This is a genomic window from Hymenobacter tenuis (genome assembly GCF_054780495.1).
The window spans coordinates 998,862-1,021,897 of sequence record NZ_BAAGWF010000001.1 but is presented as its reverse complement, the minus strand read 5'-3'; the positions used below and the strand labels follow the sequence as shown (position 1 = coordinate 1,021,897).

The 23,036-nt window shown below is 54.2% G+C and carries 13 protein-coding genes, 1 other RNA gene and 1 pseudogene; 9 read left to right on the top strand and 6 right to left on the bottom strand.

Annotated elements, in window-relative coordinates; all coding sequences use genetic code 11:
• Positions 1-47: 47 nt before the first annotated feature.
• From trpD to ACYVGU_RS04410, 4 genes and pseudogenes are all read right to left on the bottom strand, one after another.
• Entirely contained in the window at positions 48-1,061 is a 1,014-nt protein-coding gene (gene trpD / locus ACYVGU_RS04425; protein WP_460621072.1) for an anthranilate phosphoribosyltransferase, read from the bottom strand.
• Positions 1,062-1,144: 83 nt separating this feature from the next.
• Positions 1,145-1,711: an anthranilate synthase component II gene (locus tag ACYVGU_RS04420; protein WP_460612273.1), complete on the bottom strand. Its 567-nt coding sequence runs from the start codon at positions 1,709-1,711 to the stop codon at positions 1,145-1,147.
• Positions 1,712-1,809: 98 nt separating this feature from the next.
• Positions 1,810-3,232, bottom strand: a pseudogene (locus ACYVGU_RS04415) (anthranilate synthase component I family protein).
• A 278-nt stretch (positions 3,233-3,510) separates the two neighbouring features.
• Positions 3,511-4,935 (bottom strand): alpha/beta hydrolase-fold protein, encoded by a 1,425-nt coding sequence (locus ACYVGU_RS04410; protein WP_460621071.1) that lies wholly within the window; start codon positions 4,933-4,935, stop codon positions 3,511-3,513.
• 963 nt (positions 4,936-5,898) lie between these two features.
• Here ACYVGU_RS04410 and ACYVGU_RS04405 point away from each other — a divergent pair.
• The 4 genes from ACYVGU_RS04405 (at position 5,899) to ACYVGU_RS04390 (ending at position 12,802) form a co-directional block, all read left to right on the top strand.
• A complete protein-coding gene (locus ACYVGU_RS04405) occupies positions 5,899-8,877 on the top strand; it encodes a SusC/RagA family TonB-linked outer membrane protein (RefSeq protein WP_460621070.1) in 2,979 nt (992 codons plus the stop codon).
• 11 nt (positions 8,878-8,888) lie between these two features.
• A complete protein-coding gene (locus tag ACYVGU_RS04400; RefSeq protein ID WP_460612276.1) occupies positions 8,889-10,559 on the top strand; it encodes a RagB/SusD family nutrient uptake outer membrane protein in 1,671 nt (556 codons plus the stop codon).
• A 92-nt stretch (positions 10,560-10,651) separates the two neighbouring features.
• A complete protein-coding gene (locus tag ACYVGU_RS04395) occupies positions 10,652-11,692 on the top strand; it encodes a SusE domain-containing protein (protein WP_460621069.1) in 1,041 nt (346 codons plus the stop codon).
• Positions 11,693-11,947: 255 nt separating this feature from the next.
• Entirely contained in the window at positions 11,948-12,802 is an 855-nt protein-coding gene (locus tag ACYVGU_RS04390; protein WP_460621068.1) for an N-acetylglucosamine kinase, read from the top strand.
• Between the two features lie 149 nt (positions 12,803-12,951).
• Here the strand turns inward: ACYVGU_RS04390 and ACYVGU_RS04385 are convergent, their stop codons facing one another.
• A complete protein-coding gene (locus ACYVGU_RS04385; protein WP_460621067.1) occupies positions 12,952-15,849 on the bottom strand; it encodes a DUF4961 domain-containing protein in 2,898 nt (965 codons plus the stop codon).
• A 315-nt stretch (positions 15,850-16,164) separates the two neighbouring features.
• On the opposite strand from ACYVGU_RS04385, the gene ACYVGU_RS04380 reads away from it, so the two are divergent.
• The 4 genes from ACYVGU_RS04380 (at position 16,165) to ACYVGU_RS04365 (ending at position 20,760) form a co-directional block, all read left to right on the top strand.
• Positions 16,165-17,076, top strand: a complete 912-nt coding sequence (locus tag ACYVGU_RS04380; protein WP_460621066.1) for a DUF2279 domain-containing protein — start codon at positions 16,165-16,167, stop codon at positions 17,074-17,076.
• A 129-nt stretch (positions 17,077-17,205) separates the two neighbouring features.
• Entirely contained in the window at positions 17,206-18,312 is a 1,107-nt protein-coding gene (locus ACYVGU_RS04375; RefSeq protein WP_460612281.1) for a Smr/MutS family protein, read from the top strand.
• Positions 18,313-18,516: 204 nt separating this feature from the next.
• Positions 18,517-20,379 (top strand): M1 family metallopeptidase, encoded by a 1,863-nt coding sequence (locus ACYVGU_RS04370; RefSeq protein ID WP_460621065.1) that lies wholly within the window; start codon positions 18,517-18,519, stop codon positions 20,377-20,379.
• Between the two features lie 27 nt (positions 20,380-20,406).
• A complete protein-coding gene (locus ACYVGU_RS04365; RefSeq protein WP_460621064.1) occupies positions 20,407-20,760 on the top strand; it encodes a hypothetical protein in 354 nt (117 codons plus the stop codon).
• A gap of 101 nt (positions 20,761-20,861) precedes the next feature.
• Here the strand turns inward: ACYVGU_RS04365 and ACYVGU_RS04360 are convergent, their stop codons facing one another.
• On the bottom strand, positions 20,862-22,082 hold the full coding sequence (locus ACYVGU_RS04360; protein ID WP_460621063.1) for a S8 family serine peptidase: 1,221 nt from the start codon (positions 22,080-22,082) through the stop codon (positions 20,862-20,864).
• A gap of 440 nt (positions 22,083-22,522) precedes the next feature.
• Here ACYVGU_RS04360 and rnpB point away from each other — a divergent pair.
• Positions 22,523-22,972, top strand: an RNA gene (gene rnpB / locus ACYVGU_RS04355) — RNase P RNA component class A.
• Positions 22,973-23,036 lie beyond the last annotated feature (64 nt).

Here is a 23,036-nt window from a genome sequence, read left to right as displayed (position 1 = left end):
CCGGAAAAAGAGCCGACCGGAAGCGTAATAATGCGGTTGGCGCCTGGTTAGAGGGTAGTGGCGTGGCTGTGCGTAACGGCAACCAGCTCCCGCAGCGCCTGCCGCGCCCGCCCCGACTCCAACGATTCCTGCGCCGTGGCTAGGCAATCAGGAAAGCTGAACCCGGGTTCCAGACAGCTGATGGCCAGGGCGGCGTTGGCCGTCACCACGTCGCGCTGAGGGCGGGTGCCGCGGCCTTCCAGCACATCCACAAACATCTTCGCCGATTCCTGCGCGGTGCGGCCGCCGGCCAGCTCTTCGGGTTTTGTGGCCAGCAGCCCTAGGTCCTGCGCCGACACCAACCGCTCCCCTTCCGGCGAGGCCAGCTTGGCAGCGCCCGTCAATGAGAGTTCATCGTAGCCATCCAGGGCGTGCACCACGGCGTATCGAATGTCGGTTTGCTGGAGCAAGTAGTGATACAGGCGCAGCAGCTCCAGGCTGAAGGTGCCGGCCACCTGGTAGTTGGGCCGGGCTGGGTTGATGAGTGGGCCTAGTATATTAAAGAAGGTGCGCACGCCCAACTCCCGGCGCACTGGCCCGGCGTGGCGCATAGCCGGATGAAAGGATGGTGCGTGCAGAAAGCAGATGTTAGCGCGCTCCAGCTGCCGCTTGAGCATATCGTTGGTTACGCCAAAATCTACCCCTAACTGGGCCAGCACATCCGAGGAGCCACACACCGATGACACCCCGATGTTACCATGCTTGGTCACTTTGTAGCCTGCTCCGGCCACTACAAAGCACGCCAACGTACTGATGTTCAAGGTATCCTTACCGTCGCCGCCGGTGCCTACAATATCCACGGTATCGTGGGTGCCCAGCTCTGGGTCGCGGCTTAAGCTCAGCAGGGCGTCGCGGAAGCCCGCCAGCTCCGGCACCGAAATCAGCCGCATGCGGTACACGGCCATGAATGCCGCCATTTCCGACGTGTTAGCCTCGCCCTGCGCAATGCGCAGCATGGCCTCGCGGGCCTCGGCGTGGGTCAGCAGTTGCTGGTCGAATAGTTGGTTTAGAATCTGTTTCACGATGTGCGGGAGCTGGCAGCAGTAGCTTTCAGCAGTTGGGTGGTGGGGAGAAGTAGGGAAAGAGCGAGATAAGCGCGTGCGTATTAGGCCAGCCAGTTGCGCAGCATCTGGTGTCCGTGCTCCGTCAGAATAGACTCTGGGTGAAACTGCACGCCCCGCACATCATACTCCCGGTGCCGGAACGCCATTACCTCGCCCTCGGCATCTACGGCCGTGACTTCCAGCGCCGCTGGCACCGACTCGGGTCGCACGCTCCAGGAATGGTAGCGCCCTACTTTAAAAGAAGTTGGCAAGCCCTCAAACAACCGATCCGGGGCTACTACCTCGGCCTCAGTGGCCAACCCATGCACCACCGTATCCAGGTTATACAGCTCGCCGCCAAAACTTTCGGCCAGCCCCTGATGGCCCAGGCACACGCCCAAAATCCGCTTCGTGGAGGCATACTGCTTAATGATTTCCGGCATCAGGCCCGCATCAGAAGGCACGCCCGGGCCGGGAGAAAGTAGTAAGGCATCATACTGCGCCACCTCTTCTACCGCTAGTTTGTCATTGCGAACCACGGTAACGTTATCCGTGTGACCCAACTCCCGCAGTACCTGCACTAGGTTGTAGGTAAAGGAGTCGTAATTATCAAGAACAAGGATTTTCATGATCTAAACGGAGGGGATGGCCAGAAGCCTAGGTTAGGGTTGCTTGAAATGGTAGGGCTAGTGGTCAGGCGCTTGTGGTTACTAGGATGCGCTTTCACTTAAACCGATTCAGCTTCTTTCAATGCTTTGCGCAACGCAGCCAACTTGTGGTGCACTTCATTGAGTTCCGAATGAATATCAGAAGCGGCTACTACCCCCGCCCCAGCCTGGAAGTACAGCTGGCCCGCCGTGCTCAGAAACGACCTAATCATGATGGCGTGGTTGAAGTCGCCGTTAAAGCCAAGATAGCCGATGGCACCACCGTAGTAGCCTCGGGCCGTGGGCTCCAGCCCATCAATGAGCTGCATGGCCCGGTGCTTTGGCGCCCCCGACAGCGTACCGGCCGGAAACGTATCGGCCACTACCTGCAGCGGACTAGCCGTTGGCGCCAGCTGAGCCGTCACTTCGCTTACCAGATGGATAACGTGCGAGTAAAATTGAATTTCGCGGAACACCTTCACTTTCACCTCGTCGCCGTGGCGGGCCAGGTCGTTACGAGCCAGGTCCACTAGCATCACGTGCTCGGCGTTTTCCTTGGGGTCATCGGCCAGCTTTTGGGCTAGCGCGGCATCCTCAGCATCGTGGCCAGTGCGCCGGAACGTGCCAGCAATTGGGTAGAGGCTGGCGGTACGGCCTTTGATGAGCAATTGCGTTTCGGGCGAAGAGCCGAATATTTTAAAGGAGCCGTAGTCAAAGTAGAACAGGTACGGCGACGGATTGATGGAGCGTAGGGCCCGGTACACGTTGAACTCGTCGCCGGTAAAACCCTGCTGAAACCGCCGCGAGAGCACAATCTGAAACACGTCGCCGCGCTGGCAGTGCTGCTGGCCCTGCGCCAACACCTTCAGAAACTCCTCATCGGTCTGGTTGGTGAGTTCCTCGCCGGTTGCCTTGAACTTGAAATCGGGCAAGGAAGGGTTCCGAATCAGGTTTACTAGGCGCGTCAGGCCATCTTCATCTACGTGCTGTCCGGCCAGCGTGTGCTCAAACACATACAGCTCGTTGCGGAAGTGGTTGACGGCAATAACGTAGCGGTAGGTGCTGTACAGGATATCCGGCGTGTTGCCGGCCGGCTGCTTACCCGTGTTCAGCTCCAGATCCTCGAAGTACTGTACCGCCTCGTAGCCCAGGTAGCCAAACAGCCCGCCCGTAATAAAATCGTGGCCCGTATCCTCGGTCTGAAAGCAGCTAGCAAACTCCTGCAGCCGTTCCAGCGCCTGCCGGGGCTCGGCCAGGGTTTCGGTTTCGGTAGTGTCGTCGGGGAACGTGAGGGTCAGTTCACGGTCGTTGAGCTCAAACCGGGCCAGGGGGTCGAAGGCCAGGTAGCTGAAGGCGTTCTGTTGGCCGTGGTAATCGGAGCTTTCCAGCAGAATGCAGTTGGCGTACCGGTCGCGCAGCCGCAAATAAAGACCTACCGGCGTAACGGTATCGGCCAGAACGCGCAGGTAACGGGTGTTGAGCTGGAAGTGGTGCATAGGGCAAGCTGGTGTTGATGGTTGAGGTTGACCAGTGCCGGGAATAAAAAAAGCCCGGCTGAGCGGCCGGGCTTTTGAGCAGATGCGAAGAGGTTATTCAGATGACCTTAGCGCACGCACAGGATGTCCCGTCCGGAATTTCCGTAAGGCCACCACCACGCTTGCTGAGTCATTGAGAAAGTCATTGCCAGAATTAAGTTGAGGCGTTGAACGGGGGCAAAGGTAAGTTCAGTTTGTTTTCCTGCAAGAAGAAGCCCGAATTTTTTATCCCGAGTACTGCTCAGCTTACTCTTTCACCAGCAGCTGGCTTCCTAGGGCTGCTCCGGCCCGCAACCGTAACAGGTAGCTTCCTTTTGTCAACCGATCCAACGCCAGGCTCTCTCCTGATTTTACTTTCTCTTTTAGTACCGCACGGCCCGTCATATCCCGAATTTCGAGATGCGCCGCCCTGATGCCAGCGGGCAACTGAAAAGTTAAGCGGTTGGTGGCTGGATTCGGAAACGCACTGAATGCCAACTCCGCTTCGGTGCGGTTGCCTGTGCGCACGGCCGGTTTCATCAGCCACGTGTACGCCGCCGAAAACTCCCGCTTCCAGAACCATTCAGCGTGCTTGCCATCGGGGGGCGTAGTGAAATACAAATTGGCAGTTGGCACCCCCGCGCGGCCTAGCGAATCACGTATGGCCTGCATAAGGGGCACCATGGTTTCGCTTTCTGTGGTGCCACTCACAAAGTAAAAGCGGGTATCGGGCTGCGGCCGATGCTGGCGCAGGTACTGGAACAAAGAGTCTTTGGCAAACCAAAACGCCGGCGAAAACACGCCTACTTTACTATATACCTGGGGGTAGCGAAGTGCCGCGTATGTAGATATAAGCCCGCCCATGCTGCTGCCAGCTATGCCCGTATATTCCCGCCCTGTCAGGGTGCGGAAGGTAGCATCCACATACGGCTTCAGCGTCTGAACCATGAAGTCAACGTACTGCTGTCCTTGCCCGCCGCCGTATTCTGGGTTTTTCCAGGGAGAGAGTTCATTCAGCCGCTCGCCTCCCCCATTGTCTACGGCCACCACAATGCTGCCCGTCACATTAAAGCCTTGCTGTTGCAGCTGAGCTAGGGTTTCATCTACGCCCCATTCGCCCGAGAAGCTGGTACAGGCATCGAATACGTTCTGGCCGTCGTGCATGTACACTACCGGATAGCGCTTGGCCGGCGCAGCAGCATAGTCGTTGGGCAGATACACCCATACTCGGCGTGTACGCCCTAGTTGCGGCATCGCAAATTCCGCACTAATGATTTGGACGTTGGGCCGAAGCGCCGTGCTTACACAAGCGGGCGCCGGACTGCCCTGGTCTTTCCAGTTGGCCACCTGCAACTCCACCGTAGCCGGCTCCCGGCCTACGCTGTAGCGACGGTTGCTCACGTCTGCTCCTTGCTTGTCCGTTTCTACAGCAGCCCATGAGCCTCTCGTAATTTTAAACTCCAGCGCACCTGTGGCAGCTGCTGGTAGCAACAACTCATAAGTACCATTCGGCTGGCGGGTGAAGGCATAGGCCTTATCAGCCGGTTGCCAACCATTGCTACTACCAGCCATGTAAAGTACTGAGCCAGCAGGAGTTTGGGCAGGTAAGCCTGTTATTCGAAAAACGGTCTGTGCTCTCGCGGTCAGGAAAGTAAACAGAACCAGAAAGACACCACAGAGGGAAGTTTTCATACAACGAGCAATATGTTACAGGCTGCAAGCTACGGCTACTAGCTACTCAACTGAAAGCGAGTACTTACATTCTCATCATTAGTAAAGCCATGGAGCAGTAATCCCCTAATTATCGATTAAAGACAATCTGCACTTTTCCATGAAAATCACTTTTATATCTTACTTTTTTAAGCACTATCACCAGTAAGTAAGCCCTTACCAGAATTAAAAATTAATCGGCATACTATCTCCGAATTCCCATGTAGTTTACCTACTAAAAGCCGTTCAGGAATAGCCTAGATTTTATGCAAATTATTTTCCGTGAAAGTGGCAAAATATCGACTTCGCACTGTTGCTAAATTGACAATATACAATGAGTCAGATTTTATCATTATCCTCCGTTAGCTAGTAGTTTATTTCATCTACACCTCTGAAATAAAGGCCTCATCACCACCATAACTGCCAATCAGGAGAAAATCGTATCAATTCAGCACCACTTATAATCTAAATACCCACTTTCGCTAGGGCTATAAGGAAGCAAAACGTTTTAACAACATCAAGCAATACAGCACTACTTAAAGTCAACAGAGAACAAGCGTTTTAGTAAACTACTTATGCCGCTAAAACCATGTAGGGGTTGCTTTTTTGTTTAAAAGCACTGGTTTATTCATCTAGTCAACCTAGTGTTTTAGAGGCTCAGACAGCTACGGCTCTCCCTGTCCCCTGCATAAATGAAGACCAACAGGCACTAAGTCCAATTATCACTATACCTGCTTCGCCCCATAAGGCCATTGTTTTTGTTGGCACCAACACTTTAACTTGCGTTGTTTCTCAACTGATTTGGTGATGTTGAACGTGGGCAAACGCAGAGATGAAGCCGGCAATACTCGTCGCATTAATCACTGCAGCAGCCCTAATTAGGACCACTAAATTCCCACTCCGGTCAGTCCGGAAAAATCCATTTCAACCCCTAACTTTTTTTCAATGAAACACCCCTATCTAGCGAAACTGGCGCTGCCTCTCCTGTGCGCAGGTGTGAGCGTTAGCAGCGCATACGCGCAGGGAATCGGGACGGTAAGCGGCCGTGTGCTGGACGAAAAGGGCGAAGGCATGCCCGGAGTAACGGTAATCGTGGAAGGCACCAACCTCGGTGGCTCCACTAACTCCGACGGTACCTTCTCGATTCAGAACGTTCCCTCCGGCCCCCACACGCTGGTGATGTCGTTCGTGAGCTACACTACGCAGCGTCAGTCAATCAACGTTACGGCCGGTCAGAACACGGCAGTAGCAGCCGTAACGCTGTCGGAAAACACTACCCTACTCAACGAAGCAGTTGTAATTGGTTACGGTACCCAGCGTAAGCAAGACGTTACCGGTGCCGTATCTACGGTACAGGCCAAGGACTTTGTACAGGGCCAGGTAACCAACCCCGAGCAACTGGTGCAGGGTAAAATTGCCGGCGTAAGCATTACCACTGGCGGCGGTGCTCCTGGTGCTGCTTCTACGGTCCGTATTCGTGGTAACTCTTCCCTGAACGCCAACAACGACCCGTTGTATGTAATTGATGGCGTTCCGGTTGATAAAGAAGGTATTTCGGGTGCTTCTAACCCGCTTAGCCTTATTAACCCCAACGATATTGAGAGCGTAACTGTACTGAAAGACGCTTCGGCCACGGCCATCTATGGTAACCGCGCCTCTAACGGTGTTATTCTGGTTACTACTAAGAAGGGTCTGCAGGGCGAAAAACTAACGGTTAATCTTTCCTCACAAACCTCGGTTTCTAAGCGCACCAAAACCTACGACGTTCTTAACGCGCAGGAGTTTGCTGACATCATACGCGAGAATGGCTCCACGAGCCAAATTGCTACGCTCGGCGCAGCCTCAACCGATTGGCAGGAAGAAATTTTCCGCACTGCTACTACTTTCGACAACAACGTAAGCCTGACGGGCAGCGCGGCCAAAATTCCTTTCCGGATATCCTATGGCAACCTGCAGCAGGAAGGTATTGTCATCACAAACAAGCTGAAGCGTAATTCAGGCTCCATTAGCCTCTCGCCAATGCTGTTTAATGACCGCCTGCGCATTGACATTAATGCGAAAGGAACTCAGGTTGATAACCGCTTCATTGATGCAGGCCAGATTGGCAACGCCGTTCTGTTTGACCCAACGCAGCCCGTACGTAGCGATGAAGCCCGCTATGCTCCCTATGGTGGCTACTTCCAGTTTCTGCAAAGCAATGGCAACCCCCTGGGCCTGGCCATTGGTAACCCGGTAGCAGCACTGAACAACGTGAACAACGTTAGTGATGTAAAGCGTCTGATTGGCAATGTGCAGTTCGACTATAAAATTCACGGTATCGAGGGCCTGCGTGCTAACCTGAACTTGGCTACCGACATTGCGCGCGGCGAAGGTTCAGCTACTACTAGCCTGGCAGATTTCGGCAACTTCCTCAACCAAGGCCGCTTCACGCAGTACAACCAGAAGAAGGACATGCGCCTGCTGGAAGGCTACCTGGCGTACGGTAAGCAGTTTGGTGGCACCCGCTTCGATATTCAGGCAGGTCACTCCTATCAGGATTTTGTCAACAAAGGCGACAACTTCCTCGACTACCGCTTTGACCGGACTACCCTGGTTAACCCCGCCGATGAGCTGACTGTGCCGGGCTACTATTCTAAGCTCGTTCTGCTCTCTTACTTTGGCCGGACCACTTTCAACATCAAGGACCGCTACCTGCTCACGGCTACTGTTCGGAACGATAACACTTCACGCTTCGCCGATGGCGAGCGGAGCGGTATTTTCCCAGCAGTTGGCTTGGGCTGGCGCCTGAAAGGAGAAGAATTCCTCTCCAATAACAACACCATTTCGGAGCTGAAGCTGCGTGCCGGCTGGGGCCGCACCGGCCAGCAGGACATTGGGGGTGTATACGACTACCTCCCCCGCTACCGGGTAGGCAATGCTGCCGCTCAGTATAATGGCGTTGGAACATTACGTCCATCAGGCTACAACCAAGGTCTGCGTTGGGAAACCACTACTACCTGGAACGTTGGTTTGGACTACGGCTTCCTGGAAAACCGTGTTTCGGGCTCTATCGATGCCTACGAGCGCACTTCCAGCGACCTGCTTTCTCTGGTAAACGTAGCTGCTGGCTCTAACCTGACTAACCAGCTGAACGCTAACATTGGCTCGCTGCGCAACCGTGGTGTTGAACTGAACCTCAACGTGATTCCAGTTCGCTCCGAGAGCTGGAACTGGGATGTTAACTTCAACGTCGCCTACAATAAAAACGAAATCACTGAGCTAGGTGACCAGCAAGAAGGGTTCGAAGGTTATCTGACCGGTGGTATACCCGGTGGTACCGGCAGCACTATTCAGGTGAACTCCGTAGGCTCTCCCAACAACGCCTTCTACGTGCGTCAGCAGGTATATGGCGCCGATGGCCGGCCGCTTGAAGGCATCTATGTTGACCGCAACGGCGATGGCACTATCAACGAGCGTGACAACTACCGCTACAAGCAGCCTGCTCCGCTGGCTGTACTAGGCTTCTCTTCCAACGTAGCCTATAAAAAGGTAAACCTGTCGTTCCTGTTGCGTGGCAACGTAGGCAACTACGTGTACAACTCTATTGCTGCTAACCTCGGCAACTTCTCCAACGCGCAGGGCTCTACCAACTACCTGCTCAACTTGCCAACTGATATCCGCAACACGGGTTTCAACACGCAGCAACTGTTCTCTGACTACTATCTGGAGAACGGCTCATTTGTTCGGTGTGAGAACATCACGCTGGGCTACAACGTGGGCAAAGTTTTCAGCGAGAAAGCAAACCTTCGTTTAACTGGTGCTGTTCAGAATGCATTCCTCATTACCAAGTACAATGGACTTGATCCTGAGATAGCTGGCGGCATCGACAACAACTTTTACCCCCGCGCCCGCACGTTCACCTTTGGCTTAAACGTAGGCTTCTAATATTCCCACCCATGAATAAACATGTAATCCGTGGCTTCGTCGTTGCGGCGACCGGCTTGGCGCTATCTGCGGGCAGCACCTCTTGCACTAGCGAGCTTGATCAGACGCCTAAATATGAGCTTACTCCTGATAAAGTATACGTAGACCTGAACGGCTATCGTCAGGTACTGGCTAAGCTGTACGCCGGCTTCGCCCTGACCGGCCAGCAAGGCCCTGCAGGCGCTGGTGATATTGGTGGCATTGACGAGGGTACTTCCGACTACATTCGTCAGCTGTGGAGCGCACAAGAGCTTACCACCGACGAGGCGACTATCGTGTGGAACGACTTGGGCCTTCGGGATTGGCACAACATGAACTGGGATTCCAGCAACCCGCTGATCCGTGGTTTGTATAGCCGCATCTATTTCGAAATAGCTGCCTGCAACGAGTTCATCCGCGAAGCATCAGACGATAAGCTCTCTTCGCGTCTGCAAGGTGCTGATGCCACATCGGCTAAGCGTTTCCGCGCCGAAGCCCGCTTCCTGCGCGCTGTGGCGTACATGCACGTAATCGACTTGTTCGGTAACGGTCCGTTTGTAACGGAAAGCGATGCCGTTGGCTTTGCTAAACCTAAGTATGCGACTCGCCAAGAGCTGTTCACGTATGTTGAGAAGGAACTAACTGCACTGGCAGCTGATCCTGACTTCGCGGAGCCTCGCTCTAATGAGTATGCCCGCGTAGACAAGTCGGCAGCTTGGGCCATGTTGGCGCGTCTGTACCTGAATGCTCAGGTATACACCGGCACCCAGCGCTGGAACGATGCGGCTGCTCAGGCTAAGAAAGTAATTGACGCTGGCTATACGCTGTCAACTACTGGAGCCGGTACTGTGGCCTCGCCTTACGCTCGCCTCTTCCTGGCCGACAACAACACGGCTCCGGCTCGCAATGAAATCATCTGGCCTGTTGCCTTCGACGTGAACAGCACGCAGAGCTACGGCGGTACTACCTTCCTGGTGAACGGTGCTACTGGCCAGAACGCTGGATGGCAGGCTCGGGTGGGCATGGGTACTGGTTGGGGCGGTATTCGCACCACCAAATCCCTGTTTGATCTGTTCCAGAACCCAAGCGGCGGCATTACCTCTGACACGACCAAAGATACGCGTGGTCGTTTCTGGGTGAAGAAAGTAGACGGCAGTGCCCGTCCGTTAGAAATCACCGACCTCTACAATTTCGAAGAAGGCTTTGGTGTAATTAAGTACCGCAACGTAAACTCGGCCGGTCAGGGGCAGGGTGGTGCTCAAAACTTCTCGGGCGTTGATTTTCCCATGATTCGTCTGTCTGAAGTGATGCTTACCTATGCTGAAGCAGTAGTGCGCGGCGGCACCGGCGACCGGGCTTTGGCCTTGAAATACGTGAACGATATCCGGGCACGGGCCTTCAACAATCAGCCTGGCAGCGCTATCAATGACTCGCAGCTTAACCTCAACTTCCTGATCGATGAGCGGGGCCGTGAGCTGTTCTGGGAAGGCTACCGCCGCACCGACCTCATCCGCTTCGGCCGGTTCGTAGAGGGTTCTTACCTGTGGCCCTTCAAGGGTGGTGTAGCCAACGGGCGTGCTGTGGAACCTTTCCGGGTTCTGTTCCCCATTCCGGCTGCTGATCTGGCTGTAAACCAAAATCTGAAGCAGAACACTGGGTATTAATTCCGGTTTGTCCTTAATCGGGAACCAGCAATGGCTGGTTCCCGGTTTAGCCGGTACATACCCAATAAATTCCCACTTTCATCAGTTTCAATATGAATCATTTTACCAAACTAGCAGGGCTTGGCTTAGTTGCTACCTTGTTTCTGGCTTCCTGCGAGAAGGACGAAGACCGTGTGGTTCTGCAGACGGGAACCCCTGTAGCCTTGACTTCGTCGGCTACTACAGCAGTTTTGATGCAGGATAAGGCTTCTGCAACTGCTGTAACTTATACTTGGACTCCTGCTTCTTTCGGATATCAGGCTGCTGTAAAATACATTCTGCAGTTCGATAAGAAAGGTGGCAACTTCACAGCACCAATCGAAATCGAGGCTGGCAATGCCACTACGCGTGCTCTGACGGTTGCTGAGCTGAATAGTGTGCTTATCCGCCTGAAAATGGCTCCTGGCGCCGTAGGTAATGTTGATGTGCGTGTAGTAGCTAGCGTAGGTGCTAGCACTGCTCCAATGATGTCATCGGTTACCTCCTTGTCAGGAACGCCCTACTTGGTGTTCATCGAGTACCCTTCTATTTACGTACCCGGCAGCCACCAGGGCTGGTCTCCTGATAAGGCTCCATTCCTGGCTTCTGTTAATAACGACAAGAAGTACGAAGGCTACGTGAATTTTGCTGATGCCAACACGGAGTTCAAGTTTACCGCTGCTCGTACCTGGGATTTGAACTATGGTCTTGATGGACCTACGGCGACAAGCGCACTTAAGCAAAACGGCGACAATATTAAGGCTGCTGTTCCTGGATATTATCGCCTCAACGTTGACCTGAACACGTTGAAGTATACGGCGGTTAAGACCTCGTGGGCGGTTATTGGAGCTGCAACTCCAGGCGGCTGGGATTCTGAAACCAAAATGACTTATGATGCTGCCAAGCAGGTTTGGACCGTAACCCTGCCGCTGAAAGCGGATGAGTTGAAATTCCGTGCCAACAACGACTGGGCTATCAACATGGGTGATAAGGGTGCTGACGGCATGCCTGATTACGATGGCGACAACATCAAAGTAGGTGCCGCTGGTACATATACCGTTACCCTCGACTTGAGCAAAGGAGCTGGTAACTATAGCTACTCCATCGAGAAGTAAGCTTAACACGCTTCGTATGCAAAACAAAAGAGCTGTCGAGAGACAGCTCTTTTGTTTTTATAGCCATTTCCAAGCTAGGAAGGGCGCACTTAAGTACGGCGTTGGATAGCACTGTTGAGGAAAAGGGCTTTTGGAATTGGCTTTGCATTTTTTTCTGCCAGAATCTTTTCCATGTTTTGTCGTTTCGATACGCGAATTATGGGTTTAGAGCTACCTTAGCTAGCTTTCCATTTTTCTTCACCTTTCCAACCGGATATGATTCTTATTGCCGACGGTGGCTCGACCAAGAGCAGTTGGTGTCAGCTTAGCGAAGCTGGCAACCGTGTATACTTCAATACGGAGGGCTACAACCCTGATTTTGTGAGCACAGCCGATGTGGTGACTTCACTCGAGAAGAATCTGCCGGATACACTGCCGCGCCCGGAAGTAACGGAAGTGTTTTACTACGGAGCAGGAGTATCGTCAGCCAAGAAGGCCGAAGTGCTAGCCAAAGCCATGCGTCAGGTGTTCCCGAATGCCAACGTTGTAGTTGACCATGACCTGCTGGCATCTGCTAGGGCCCTGCTGGGCCGCAAGGCCGGCTTTGCAGCCATCTTGGGTACTGGTACCAACTCCTGCCTCTACGACGGCACCAAAATCACGTACAACGTGGATTCGCTAGGCTACTTCCTGGGGGATGAAGGAAGCGGTTCGTTTATTGGCAAACGCCTGCTCCGCGACTACCTGCGCGGGTTGCTGCCCGATGGGTTGCAGGATATTTTTCAGGAGGAGTTCAAGCTTACCCGCGAGGACATTCTGGACCGGCTATACAACCAGCCGCTGCCCAACCGTTTCTTGGCCAGCTTTGCCAAGTTCACCTACGACCATAACAACATCAGCTATTGCCGCGAAATTGTGCTGCAAGGTTTCGAAACCTTCTTTGCCAACATCGTGCGCCACTACCCCCGCTACCAGGAGTATACCTTCAACTGCATCGGCTCGGTGGGGTATAATTTCCGCGACGCACTCAGCCAAGTGGCTCGTGACCATGGCATGGAAGTCGGTAAAATCATCCGCTCCCCTATCGATGATCTGGTTGCCTTCCACGAAGAAGAGCTTCGCAACAAATAAGTCTGGAGTATCTGCTTCGGCAGTTGGTGCACTTTGTGTTACGTAAGCACCTAGTAAACAGAAGAGGCCTCCCTGCTTGTGCAGGGAGGCCTCTTCTGTTTACTAGGTGCTTACCAGCCGGCAACTGGTTTGCCGGCTGGTAAGGCAGCTTACTTCTGAACTACTAACCGGATGGATTGCTGCTGCTCGCCGGTGGTCAGGCGCACTAGGTACACGCCATTGGCCAACGTACCCGTGGGCAGCTCCACCTCATGCGCGCCAGCAGCCTGCCGAGTGGCTGGCAGCGTCTGAACAGTGGCGCCCAGTAGGTTGGATACCGTAATCTGGACGTTAGCCGTGCGGGGCAGTTCGTAGCGCAGCTGTGCAACGGCACCAGCCGGGTTAGGCAAAGCTACCAATTGCAGCACAGCAGCATCGCGCTGGCTCTTGGTGGAAAGCACCGTGCCAAGTGGCTTGGCCACTTTCTTCGACAGGTATACAATGTACTGGCCGGGAGCCAGCGTGAAGGTGCTATCTGTCTTGTTGATTTTGAGGCTGGTACCATCGAGGTAGTTGTACCACGTACCGGTTTTCTGGAACTTGGGGTTTACCGTAGCCGACTTCACATCGAAGTTGCCGAGTACCGTCACGTTCTGGTCGGCGTTGTTGAGGTGGATGGTCTTTACGGCACCACTCACATCCTGCGTGAAGGCGGTGAAGTTCTCAAATACCGGCTCGTCCTTCTTCAACTGAATCAGGCTGCGGTATACATCGTAGAGCCGACGACGGTTGGCGTTTCTGTAGTAATCCCACAGGGCCGGTTTGTTGCTGAGTTTGCAGCTCTGGTCTTTGCCATACTGGTCGGCCGAACCGTTGTCACCGGGCAGTGTGCCATCGGTGCACATGAAGATCGACTTATCGTAGCCTACTTCGCCAAACTGCCAGATCATACGAGGACCGGGCACCGTGAAGAAGAAAGCAGCGGCTGCTTCCTGACGAGCCAGTGCCGTGTTCAGGTCTTTCACGGAGTAGCTGCCGGAGCTGTTACCGAAACGCAGGTTTTTGTACATCAGGCGCTGCTCGTCGTGGCTTTCCATGTAGGTCACGAGGTTGGGCATAGTCCAGGTACGCTCCTTGTAGTATCCCCAGTTGAAGTTTGACTTACCATTCTCGTGGTAGCCCATGGTGGCCTCGTTGTAGTTGCTGTTCAGGTTGCCCCACAGCATCATGCCATAGTCGGCCAGCACTTTGCCTTCCGTGTTGGCAGCAAATGACTCCAGTATGGGGTATGACGTAGCGTCAACGCTGATCTGGTAGTTGTAATAGTCTTTCCAGATATCAACGCGCGACTGGTCGTAAACGGCATCGTATGTGGCTTCGGTTTTCTGCACCTGGCTGAAACCACCAGCCAAATCGTAGCGGTAGCCATCAATGTGGTACTCTGTTAGCCAGTGCTTAATTACCTGCTTGGTGAAGTACTTGGTGTAGGCGCTTTCGTGGTTGAAGTCGTAACCTACGTTGTAGGGGTGCTTGGCAGAGGTGTTGAACCACGGGCTAGTAGCCGACGGATTGCCATTCTCGAAGTACATCTGCACCATGGGACCTTGGCCAAAGGAATGGTTCAGAACCATATCCAACACCACGGCAATGCCGCGCTTGTGCGCCTCATCTACCAGCTTTTTCAGGTCGTTTTTAGTACCGTAGTATTTGTCCGGAGCGAAGAAGAACGATGGGTTGTATCCCCAGCTTTCGTTGCCTTCAAACTCATTTACCGGCATCAGCTCCAGTACGTTCACGCCTAGGCGCTTGAGGTAGTCAAGCGAGTCGGTTACGGTTTTGTAATCGTGGCGAGCCACAAAGTCGCGCACCAATAACTCGTAAATCACCATATCGGTGCGCTTCGGGCGCGCAAAATTGGTCACCTGCCAAGCATATGTAGGGGCATTGCTTTGCAATACTGATACAATACCGGTGGTTTTGCCCACTGGGTAAGGCTTCAGATTAGGATACGTAATGGCCGGAATATACTGGTCGTTGTTGGGGTCCAGTACCTTTTCGGTGTAGGGGTCGGCTACGCGCAGATTCTCATCTATCAGAAACTGGTACGCGTACTCTTGGCCGGCCGTAAGGCCATCAATTTGTACCCACCAGCGGCCATTAGCAGCATCAGTAGCGCTGGTTTTCTTAAGCTGATACGTGGCGGACGGCTGCCAATCGTTGAAATCACCGATTACATACACGGACTGTTTGCCAGGAGCGGTAAGCGCAATAACGGCCGAGGTGCCGTTGTTCAGATACGTCACACCGTCTTTGCGAGCGCCGGTTGGCAGCTCAGCGGTTGCGGTGGCTACGCGCACCAGCACATTGAGTGTACTGGATACCGTGTTGGCGCCGCTTGTAGCCGTTAGGCGTAGTACGTTGGTACCGGCTTGCGTAACGGGCACGTTAGCCGTGAGCGTAGTAGCGTTGGTTTGCTGAGCTACCTGGGTGCCGTTCAGTGTGAGCGTAAGTGTAGAGGCAGTAGAAGCCACACCGGTTACCGCCACGGTTTCGCCGCTGTTTCTAAAGATAGGGTTGCCATTCTGAGCCACCGGGCTGGTGAACCCAACCGAGAAAGCGCCCTGGGCTACATCAATCAGAATATCGGTGTTGCCTTCTCCTTTGCCTTCTGGAGTTCCGCCGGTGCCACGGAATACCATGGCCAGCTTCAGGATGGTTTCGGCGCTAGTCAGGCCGGGGTAGTACGTGCGCGGTGTAAACGTGATGCTATACTTACCATTGCCTAGCGGGGTCATTTTTTCGGCGGCCGTAGGAGCCGAAAAGCTGGTGCCTTTTACGTGTTTCCAGTCGGAGTTGGAAGTGCTCTGGTTGGTGATGACACCCGTCCAGATAAACACGTCGCCGGTGTAATTGGCTAATGCTTTATTGCCCTGCTTGGTATCATACGTCAGCGTGACGGCATCCGTATCGCGGAAGAACGTGGGCTGGGCCGTTACCACCTGAGCCCAGGAAACCGGAATTCCGGCCAATAGAGCGACTAGGGTGAATAAAAGTCGAAGTGTTTTCATGAAAAAGTAAGGTTGGGAATTTTAGAAAGTGCAGCTTGAGTACAATGCTGTATTGACTTGCCAGCGGTACACACCCGGCAACTTAGCGCAAGGGGGCATTAAAGATAGGCGAAAGCAGGCTATTCAACCAAGGCGCTAGTGGGTTTTATCGTAGCTTTAAGCACCTTTTAATCTTTTTGTGCTTCCTGCAGATTCATGCCTACTGCTCACCTTCGTTTCTGGCTAGCCCAGAGCCTGCTACGGTGGAGGTTACTGGCAGCCAGCCTGCTAGTTACGGGAGCCGCCCACGGGCAGGCGCCAACCGTAGCCAGAGCTATGGCACTGACAGCAAACCAACCGATTGAGGCCGGCCAGTTGTCTAGTAACCATGCTTTCCCTGACTCAACCCTCGCCTCTACTAGCCCTGCTTCCAACCCAAACCTATTGAGCCGGCGCCTGCCAGTGCTGGCGGGCGGCTTGGTGGTGTCGTACTCTGCTACCCTCTATCTGCTAAGCAAGGGCTGGTACACCGGCGAGCGGAGCCCCCTGCATTGGTTTAATGATTGGCCCGAATGGAAGCAGATGGACAAGGCCGGCCACTTCTGGGGGGCTTTTCATGAGAGCCGCGGCGCCGTGGATATGCTCCGATGGGCCGGCGTGCCCGACCGGCGGGCGCTCTGGTATGGTGGTTTCGTAGGTTTTATGCTGCAAAGCCCCATTGAACTGCTGGATGGCCGTGACCCACTCTATGGGGCTTCAGCTACTGATTTGGGAGCCAACTTGCTGGGCTCGGTGGGCCTAATTGGGCAGCAGCTGGCCTGGAACGAGGTCCGCATCATGCCCAAATACTCGTTTCATACTACCCGCTACTCCGGCCTGCGCCCCAACGTACTAGGCCGAAGCCTGGCCGAAAAGCACCTGAAAGATTACAATGGCCAAACCTACTGGCTGTGTGTGGATGTAGGTGCCTGGATGCCGGCTGCCTCACGCTGGCCCCGCTGGCTGCAGCCGGCCGTGGGCTACGGCGCGCAACAAATGGTCTATAACGACCCTGATGCCAATGCGGCCCTTGGCCTCTACCCCTACCGCCAGTACTACCTCTCGCTGGATGTTGATTTGCGCCACATTCCTACCCGCTCCAAGCTTCTGAAGCGCGTGTTTTACGTGGCCAGCATCTTCCACCTGCCCGCGCCAGCGCTGGAGTGGAACTCGCGGCGGGGCCTGGTCATGCACGGGCTGTATTACTAGGCCTCGCACCGACTGCAACCCTATCAAACCGATTAGCCGGTCCGCGCCGTACTAAGCCAAACGATGCGGGCCGATTTGCCCGTTACCTTTGTTTACTCCATTCCACCCGATTTTTTTGTTTTAGTTGATATGAACGTAGGAGACAGAGTCCGCCTGCTTACCGGCCGCGAAGAAGGCATCATCACCCGCCTGCTCAGCGACGAGCTGGTTGAGGTAGCCATTGATAATGATTTCACTATTCCGGTGCTGCGCCGCGAAGTGGTGGTAGTAGCTGCTGAAGAAACCAAAGCGTTTGGCCAGAGCGCTGCCTCCGTCGCTGCTGAAAAGAAAGCCGCCACCACCGGCGCCAACCGTGCTGCCAAAGCCGCCGGGGTTCCGGCCGCGCCGGCACCTAGTAAAACGGAAGGCCCGGCCCCCATCAAGGCCGATAAAGACCTGGCCCCACCCGTTCAGAAAGGCTTGTATCTGGCCCTGACACACCAGTCGCCGGAGCTGCTGGCCCTACAAATCGTGAACCATACTGACCGGGAAGTGCTGTACACTTTCGGGGAGGAGCGCAACGGCCAGTACCGCGCGTTATCGGCCGAGAAGCTGGCAGCTAAGTCGGCGAGCAAGCCGCTGGGGCACTGGCACCTGAAGGACTTCGACCAATGGCCCGCCGCCGTAGTGCAATTACTACCCTACCAGCTGAACGGAACCACGGCCTACGAGCTACTCACCAAGCGCTTGCAGTTCAAGGCGTCCAGCTTCTATACCAGCCGTCAGCCCAACGTGCCCGTACTGCAGCGCGAGGCCTACATCTTCCAGCTGGATGAGAAGCCGGCTGCGCCGGTAGCCATTGCGCCCGAAAAGCTGGCCGAAACCCTTAAGGCCCAACTCAGTGGCAACGCGCCCGCTAAGCCGGCTGCCGTGGCACCAGCTCCCGAGCCTGCTAAAGCCCTGGTAGCACCACCCCACGAGGTAGACCTGCACTTGGAAGCTCTCATGCCAGAAGGCGGCACAGAAGGCATGAGCAATACCGCCATCCTGAAGCTCCAGCTCGAAGCCTTTGAGGATACGCTCAGCCGCGCCCTAGCCACCAATATGCACGAAATCGTGTTTATCCACGGCTCCGGTAATGGCACGCTGCGCAAAGAGCTGCACAAGCTACTGAGCCGCAACCGCGACATCAAGTTCTTCGAGGACTCGCAGAAGGAGAAGTTCGGCTACGGCGCTACCCTAGTGCGGTTGAAGTAACCAGTTAACTTACTTAAAACGTCATTCTGAGAGAAGCGAAGAACCTCGCTTGAATCGTTGCAGAGCTATTCTCAACGGAGCAGGCAAGATTCTTCGCTTCTCTCAGAATGACGTTTTTTTTATTTCAATCCATGTTGCCTAGGCTGAAACCTGCGCAACCGTGGGCGGCATCTGGTTACTTTGCGGCAGACCTATTTTTCCCGCATGAAACTTCCCGCGCTTCTCGCTGCCTCTCTCCTCGCTTTCACTGCTGCGGCTCAGCAACTGCCGGTTCCGCGCAATCTGCAGGCTACCTACGCCAAAGGCACCCGCGCCGAGTCAGGCCTACCGGGTCCCAATTACTGGCAGAACTCCGCCGACTATAAGCTCAACGTCAGCTTTAACCCAACTTCGCGGCTAGTGGCGGGCACCGTAACGATTGCCTATCATAACCAAAGCCCCGACTCGTTGCGCCAGCTTTTGCTGAAGCTCTACCCCAACCTGTACCAGAAAGGAGCACCGCGGGCTTCCGGCATCAGTGCGGCAGATGTGAGCGAGGGCGTGAAGATTACCAAATTGACCATCAATGGCCAGCCCGTAGATGTGGCACAACTCCGCGCCGACTTTACCAACCTGACGGTACCGGTACGGCAGGCCATTGGCCCCAAGCAAACTGCGCAAGTTTCCATCACCTACTCCTACATTCTCAACAAAGGCTCCCACACGCGCACCGGCGAGGTAGAGCCTAACGCGAATTTTATAGCCTACTTCTTTCCGCGCATTGCGGTGTACGATGATATCGACGGCTGGAACCGCAACCCCTACAACGGCTCCCAGGAGTTCTACAACGACTTCGCCAACTTCTCGGCCGACATTACCGTGCCCAAGAACTTTGTGGTGTGGGCCACCGGCGACCTCACCAATGCCGACAAAGTACTAGGTAAGAAATACGCCCAAAGGCTGCAGGAAGCCGAGAAAAAGGACGGCATTACCAGCATCATTACGGAAGCCGACCTAAAGGCGGGCGGTATCACCGCCCCGAATGCCCAAAACACCTGGCACTTCGAAGCCAAGAACGTTACAGACTTTGTGTTTGCTACCACCGACCACTACGTATGGCAGGCCAGCAGCCTTGTGGTGGACCCCGCAACCAAGCGCCGCACCCGCGTAGATGCCGTGTACAACACCAAGCACAAAGACTACGAGGAGGTGATTCACTTCGCCCGCAAAACGGTGGAGGCTATGTCGTATACCTTCCCGAAGTGGCCCTTCCCCTACTCCCACGAAACCATCTTCGATGGCCTCGACCAGATGGAGTACCCCATGATGGTGAACGATAACCCCACCAGCACCCGCGAGGACGCTATTACGCTCACCGACCACGAGATTTTCCATACGATGTTCCCATTCTATATGGGCATCAACGAAACCAAGTACGGCTGGATGGACGAGGGCTGGGCCACCATCGGCGAGTGGTTGATTTCCGGCATAATCGACCCCAAACTCGACGACGACTATGGCATAGCACCTTACGCTGCTGCTGCGGCTACGGAGGTAGATGTGCCCATTACCACGCTTAGCACCCAGCAAACCGGAACCGCCTTCTTCCTCAACTCCTACCCTAAGCCGGGCTTGGGCTACCTCTACGTGAAGGATATGCTCGGTGACGAGTTGTTCACGAAGGCGCTGCATACCTACATCCGCAACTGGAACGGCAAGCACCCCATGCCCTACGACTTCTTCAACTCGATGAACGCCGGGGCGGGACGCAACCTCAACTGGTTCTGGCAGCGCTGGTTTTTCGATAGCGGCTACCCCGATCTGGCCATCCAAACCGTCACGAAAACCGGCGCTGGCTACGATGTGGTAGTGGAATCCAAAGGCACCAAGCCCGTCCCCGTTGACTTGACGGTTACGTACGCCGATAACTCCACTGAGAAAATCCACCGCACCATTGCCGTTTGGGAATCCGGCACCCGCACCGTCACGGTGCCCATTGCCTCCACTAAAGTCGTGAAGCAGTTAAAGCTAGGCGCTACCCTAGTACCCGACAGCTACCCGAAGGATAATGTATGGGTAGTAAAGTAGGTTATTGCTTGTAGCAAAAAGCAGTGTATGAGAAAGAAGACTGCTCATGACCGTAATGGCTTTGGTTTAACTGATTACATCGGTTTAGCCGTCATGGCAGGTGTTCTGTATTTATTTGTCAGTCGACTTATCATAGGGTCTCAGATGAGTAAACGGCTTGATAGCGAGCGAACATCTATCATTGTTGGGCATATTAATAATGACAAAGAGTTCTTTGGTAATAGCCCTGTTAGCTGGCAATATTATTATCGTTACTACTTCAAAATAGATGGTATTAAATACTTTGGCGACAGTCGTGATCCTAGTAAAAAGCCAGGTGACACACTTGCTGTCCGCTATTATATTCCAGATCCTAATATTAACGAACCAGCTAGAAAGTAAACCCCAGTGTAGCATTTGAAGTAGCTAGTGAGTTAAATCATCAATAAAAAAAGGCCAGCCCATTACAGGCTGGCCTTTTCTATAATTAGAAGCTTCTCAGCTTACAGGTGAGCAATTGGGTCGGCGCTGCCGTCGGGGTCGTTTTTCACGGTGCCGCTGAGGGTGAAGCTCTTGCCCTTCAGGAGCAGGACGCCCGCCATGTGCGGGGTTGCCATAGAGGTGCCGCTGATAGTGTTGTAGCCACCGCTCAACCAAGTCGACTGGATGCTTACGCCGGGCATGCAGTAGTCAACGGGAGTGCCGTAGTTAGAGAACGAGGCCCAGCTGTCGGTGTTGTTCATGGCCGAGATGGTGAAGATGTTAGCACCATTCACACGCGCTGGCGAGTGGTTGTTGGCATCATCCGTTTCGTTGCCAGCGGCAAGGGCGAACAGCACGCCACCGGCCGAAGCACGCAGAACAGCATCATCAAGTGCTTGCGAAACGCCGCCACCGAGGCTCATGTTCGCTACATCACCGGCTTTGCCGTTGGCACCTACATAGTCAACGCCGGCAATAACGCCGGAGTTGGAGCCGCTGCCGCGGGAATCAAGTACGCGAACTGCAACTACCGTAGCATTGGCGGCTACACCAACTACACCAATGGTGTTGTTTTTGGCACCAATGGTACCCGCTACGTGCGTGCCGTGGCCATTGCCATCATTAGGAGATGCATAGTTGGCGCCGCTGGTCAGGAACGACTTGCTACGACCAGCATCTACGTTCAGGTCGGGGTGCGTTAGGTCAATGCCGGTATCGATAACCCAGGCCGTTTTGCCGGTGCCATCGGCCGTACCCACGCGGGCAATACCGTAAGGCGTAACCTGTGCAGGCTGCGTAGTGCCGCCACCGGCAGGCTTACCCAACGAGATTACACGGTCGGCTTCTACATAGGCCACCCGAGCATCTTCGCGGAGGGCCTTAGCTTCCTGAGCGCTCAGGCGGGCCGAGAAGCCTTTCAGGGCATGGCCGTAGGCAAACCCCAGCGCATCGGCGCTGGCGCCGCGGGCTTTCAGGATGCCCTGACCTACTGCTTTTACTTTGTTTACTTTCTGCGTGTACGAGTCACTTCCGCTCACTTCAACTGCACCATCTTTCAGTACCACAATGTACTGACCCGATATAACGTCGCCCTCGCTTTTAGCGTCGCTGCTTTGCGATGCACTGGCTTGCGAAGGTGCTACGGCATCTTCCTGCGAGCAAGCGGTAAACGAAGCACTGGCGGCAATAGCCGAGGCACTCAGGAGCCAAGCGAGGCGAGCATTGCGTTGTTTCTTCTGCATTCTACTAGGGTAAAAAGTGGAAAGAAAGAGAGCGAACAGTACACATTCGGAAGAAGCTAAAAAGAGGCCTTCTCAGGGAAGTTCAACTTTGAGCCATCGTCGGTTTGTAGCGCTTTTGTTGGATGCAAAGTAGAAACTCATTTCAACAAACCGACAAATCGATTGAAAATATCATTACTGTTGAGCCAATTTATTAGCAAATTCATCATTAAAAACCGCTTTTAGTAGTGATTAACAACGGTTTAATTTGTTATTAATATAATTTTGTTAATTATATAAATCATATATTTTAATTAAACCAAACAAAGACTTTCTCGGCACGCATATCTTAAATACATTATATATTATCATTCTGTTCCTTGCCATATACAAAGCACTTAGTGCAGGCATGTAAGCTCTGTCTGCTGCTTTCTGCCCGATTAGGCCGTACCTTTGCCCTAGTGATGGGTCGCCCCACCGCGGTGCTGCAAGGCAACGAGGAAAGTCCGGGCAACACAGAGCACCCTGCTTCCTAACGGGAAGGACTGGGCGGCGTAAAGCTTCTCAGGACAGCCAGTGCCACAGAAAATTACCGCCAGGCAGTGAAGTTGAGAGAGGTGAAGGTGTGAAATTCACAAACTCACCACTTCACAATTTCACTTCTGGTAAGGGTGAAAAGGTGCGGTAAGAGCGCACCAGCGGCCGGGCAACCGTGTCGGCTGGGTAAACCTCAGGGGTTGAAAGACCAAATAAGCTGGTATGCAGGCCTTTCGGGGCCGGCACCGGGCGGCTCGTTCGGCGCCAGCGGGTAGGTTGATGGAGCCTTTCCGCGAGGACTGGCCTAGATAAATGGTGGGGCCGCTTTTGCTTGCAAGGGCGGACAAAACCCGGCTTACAGACTCATCACCGCCATCAAACGGCCGCTGCAACTTCCGGTGCAGCGGCCGTTTTTGATTCTGCGTAGTGTTATTTCGC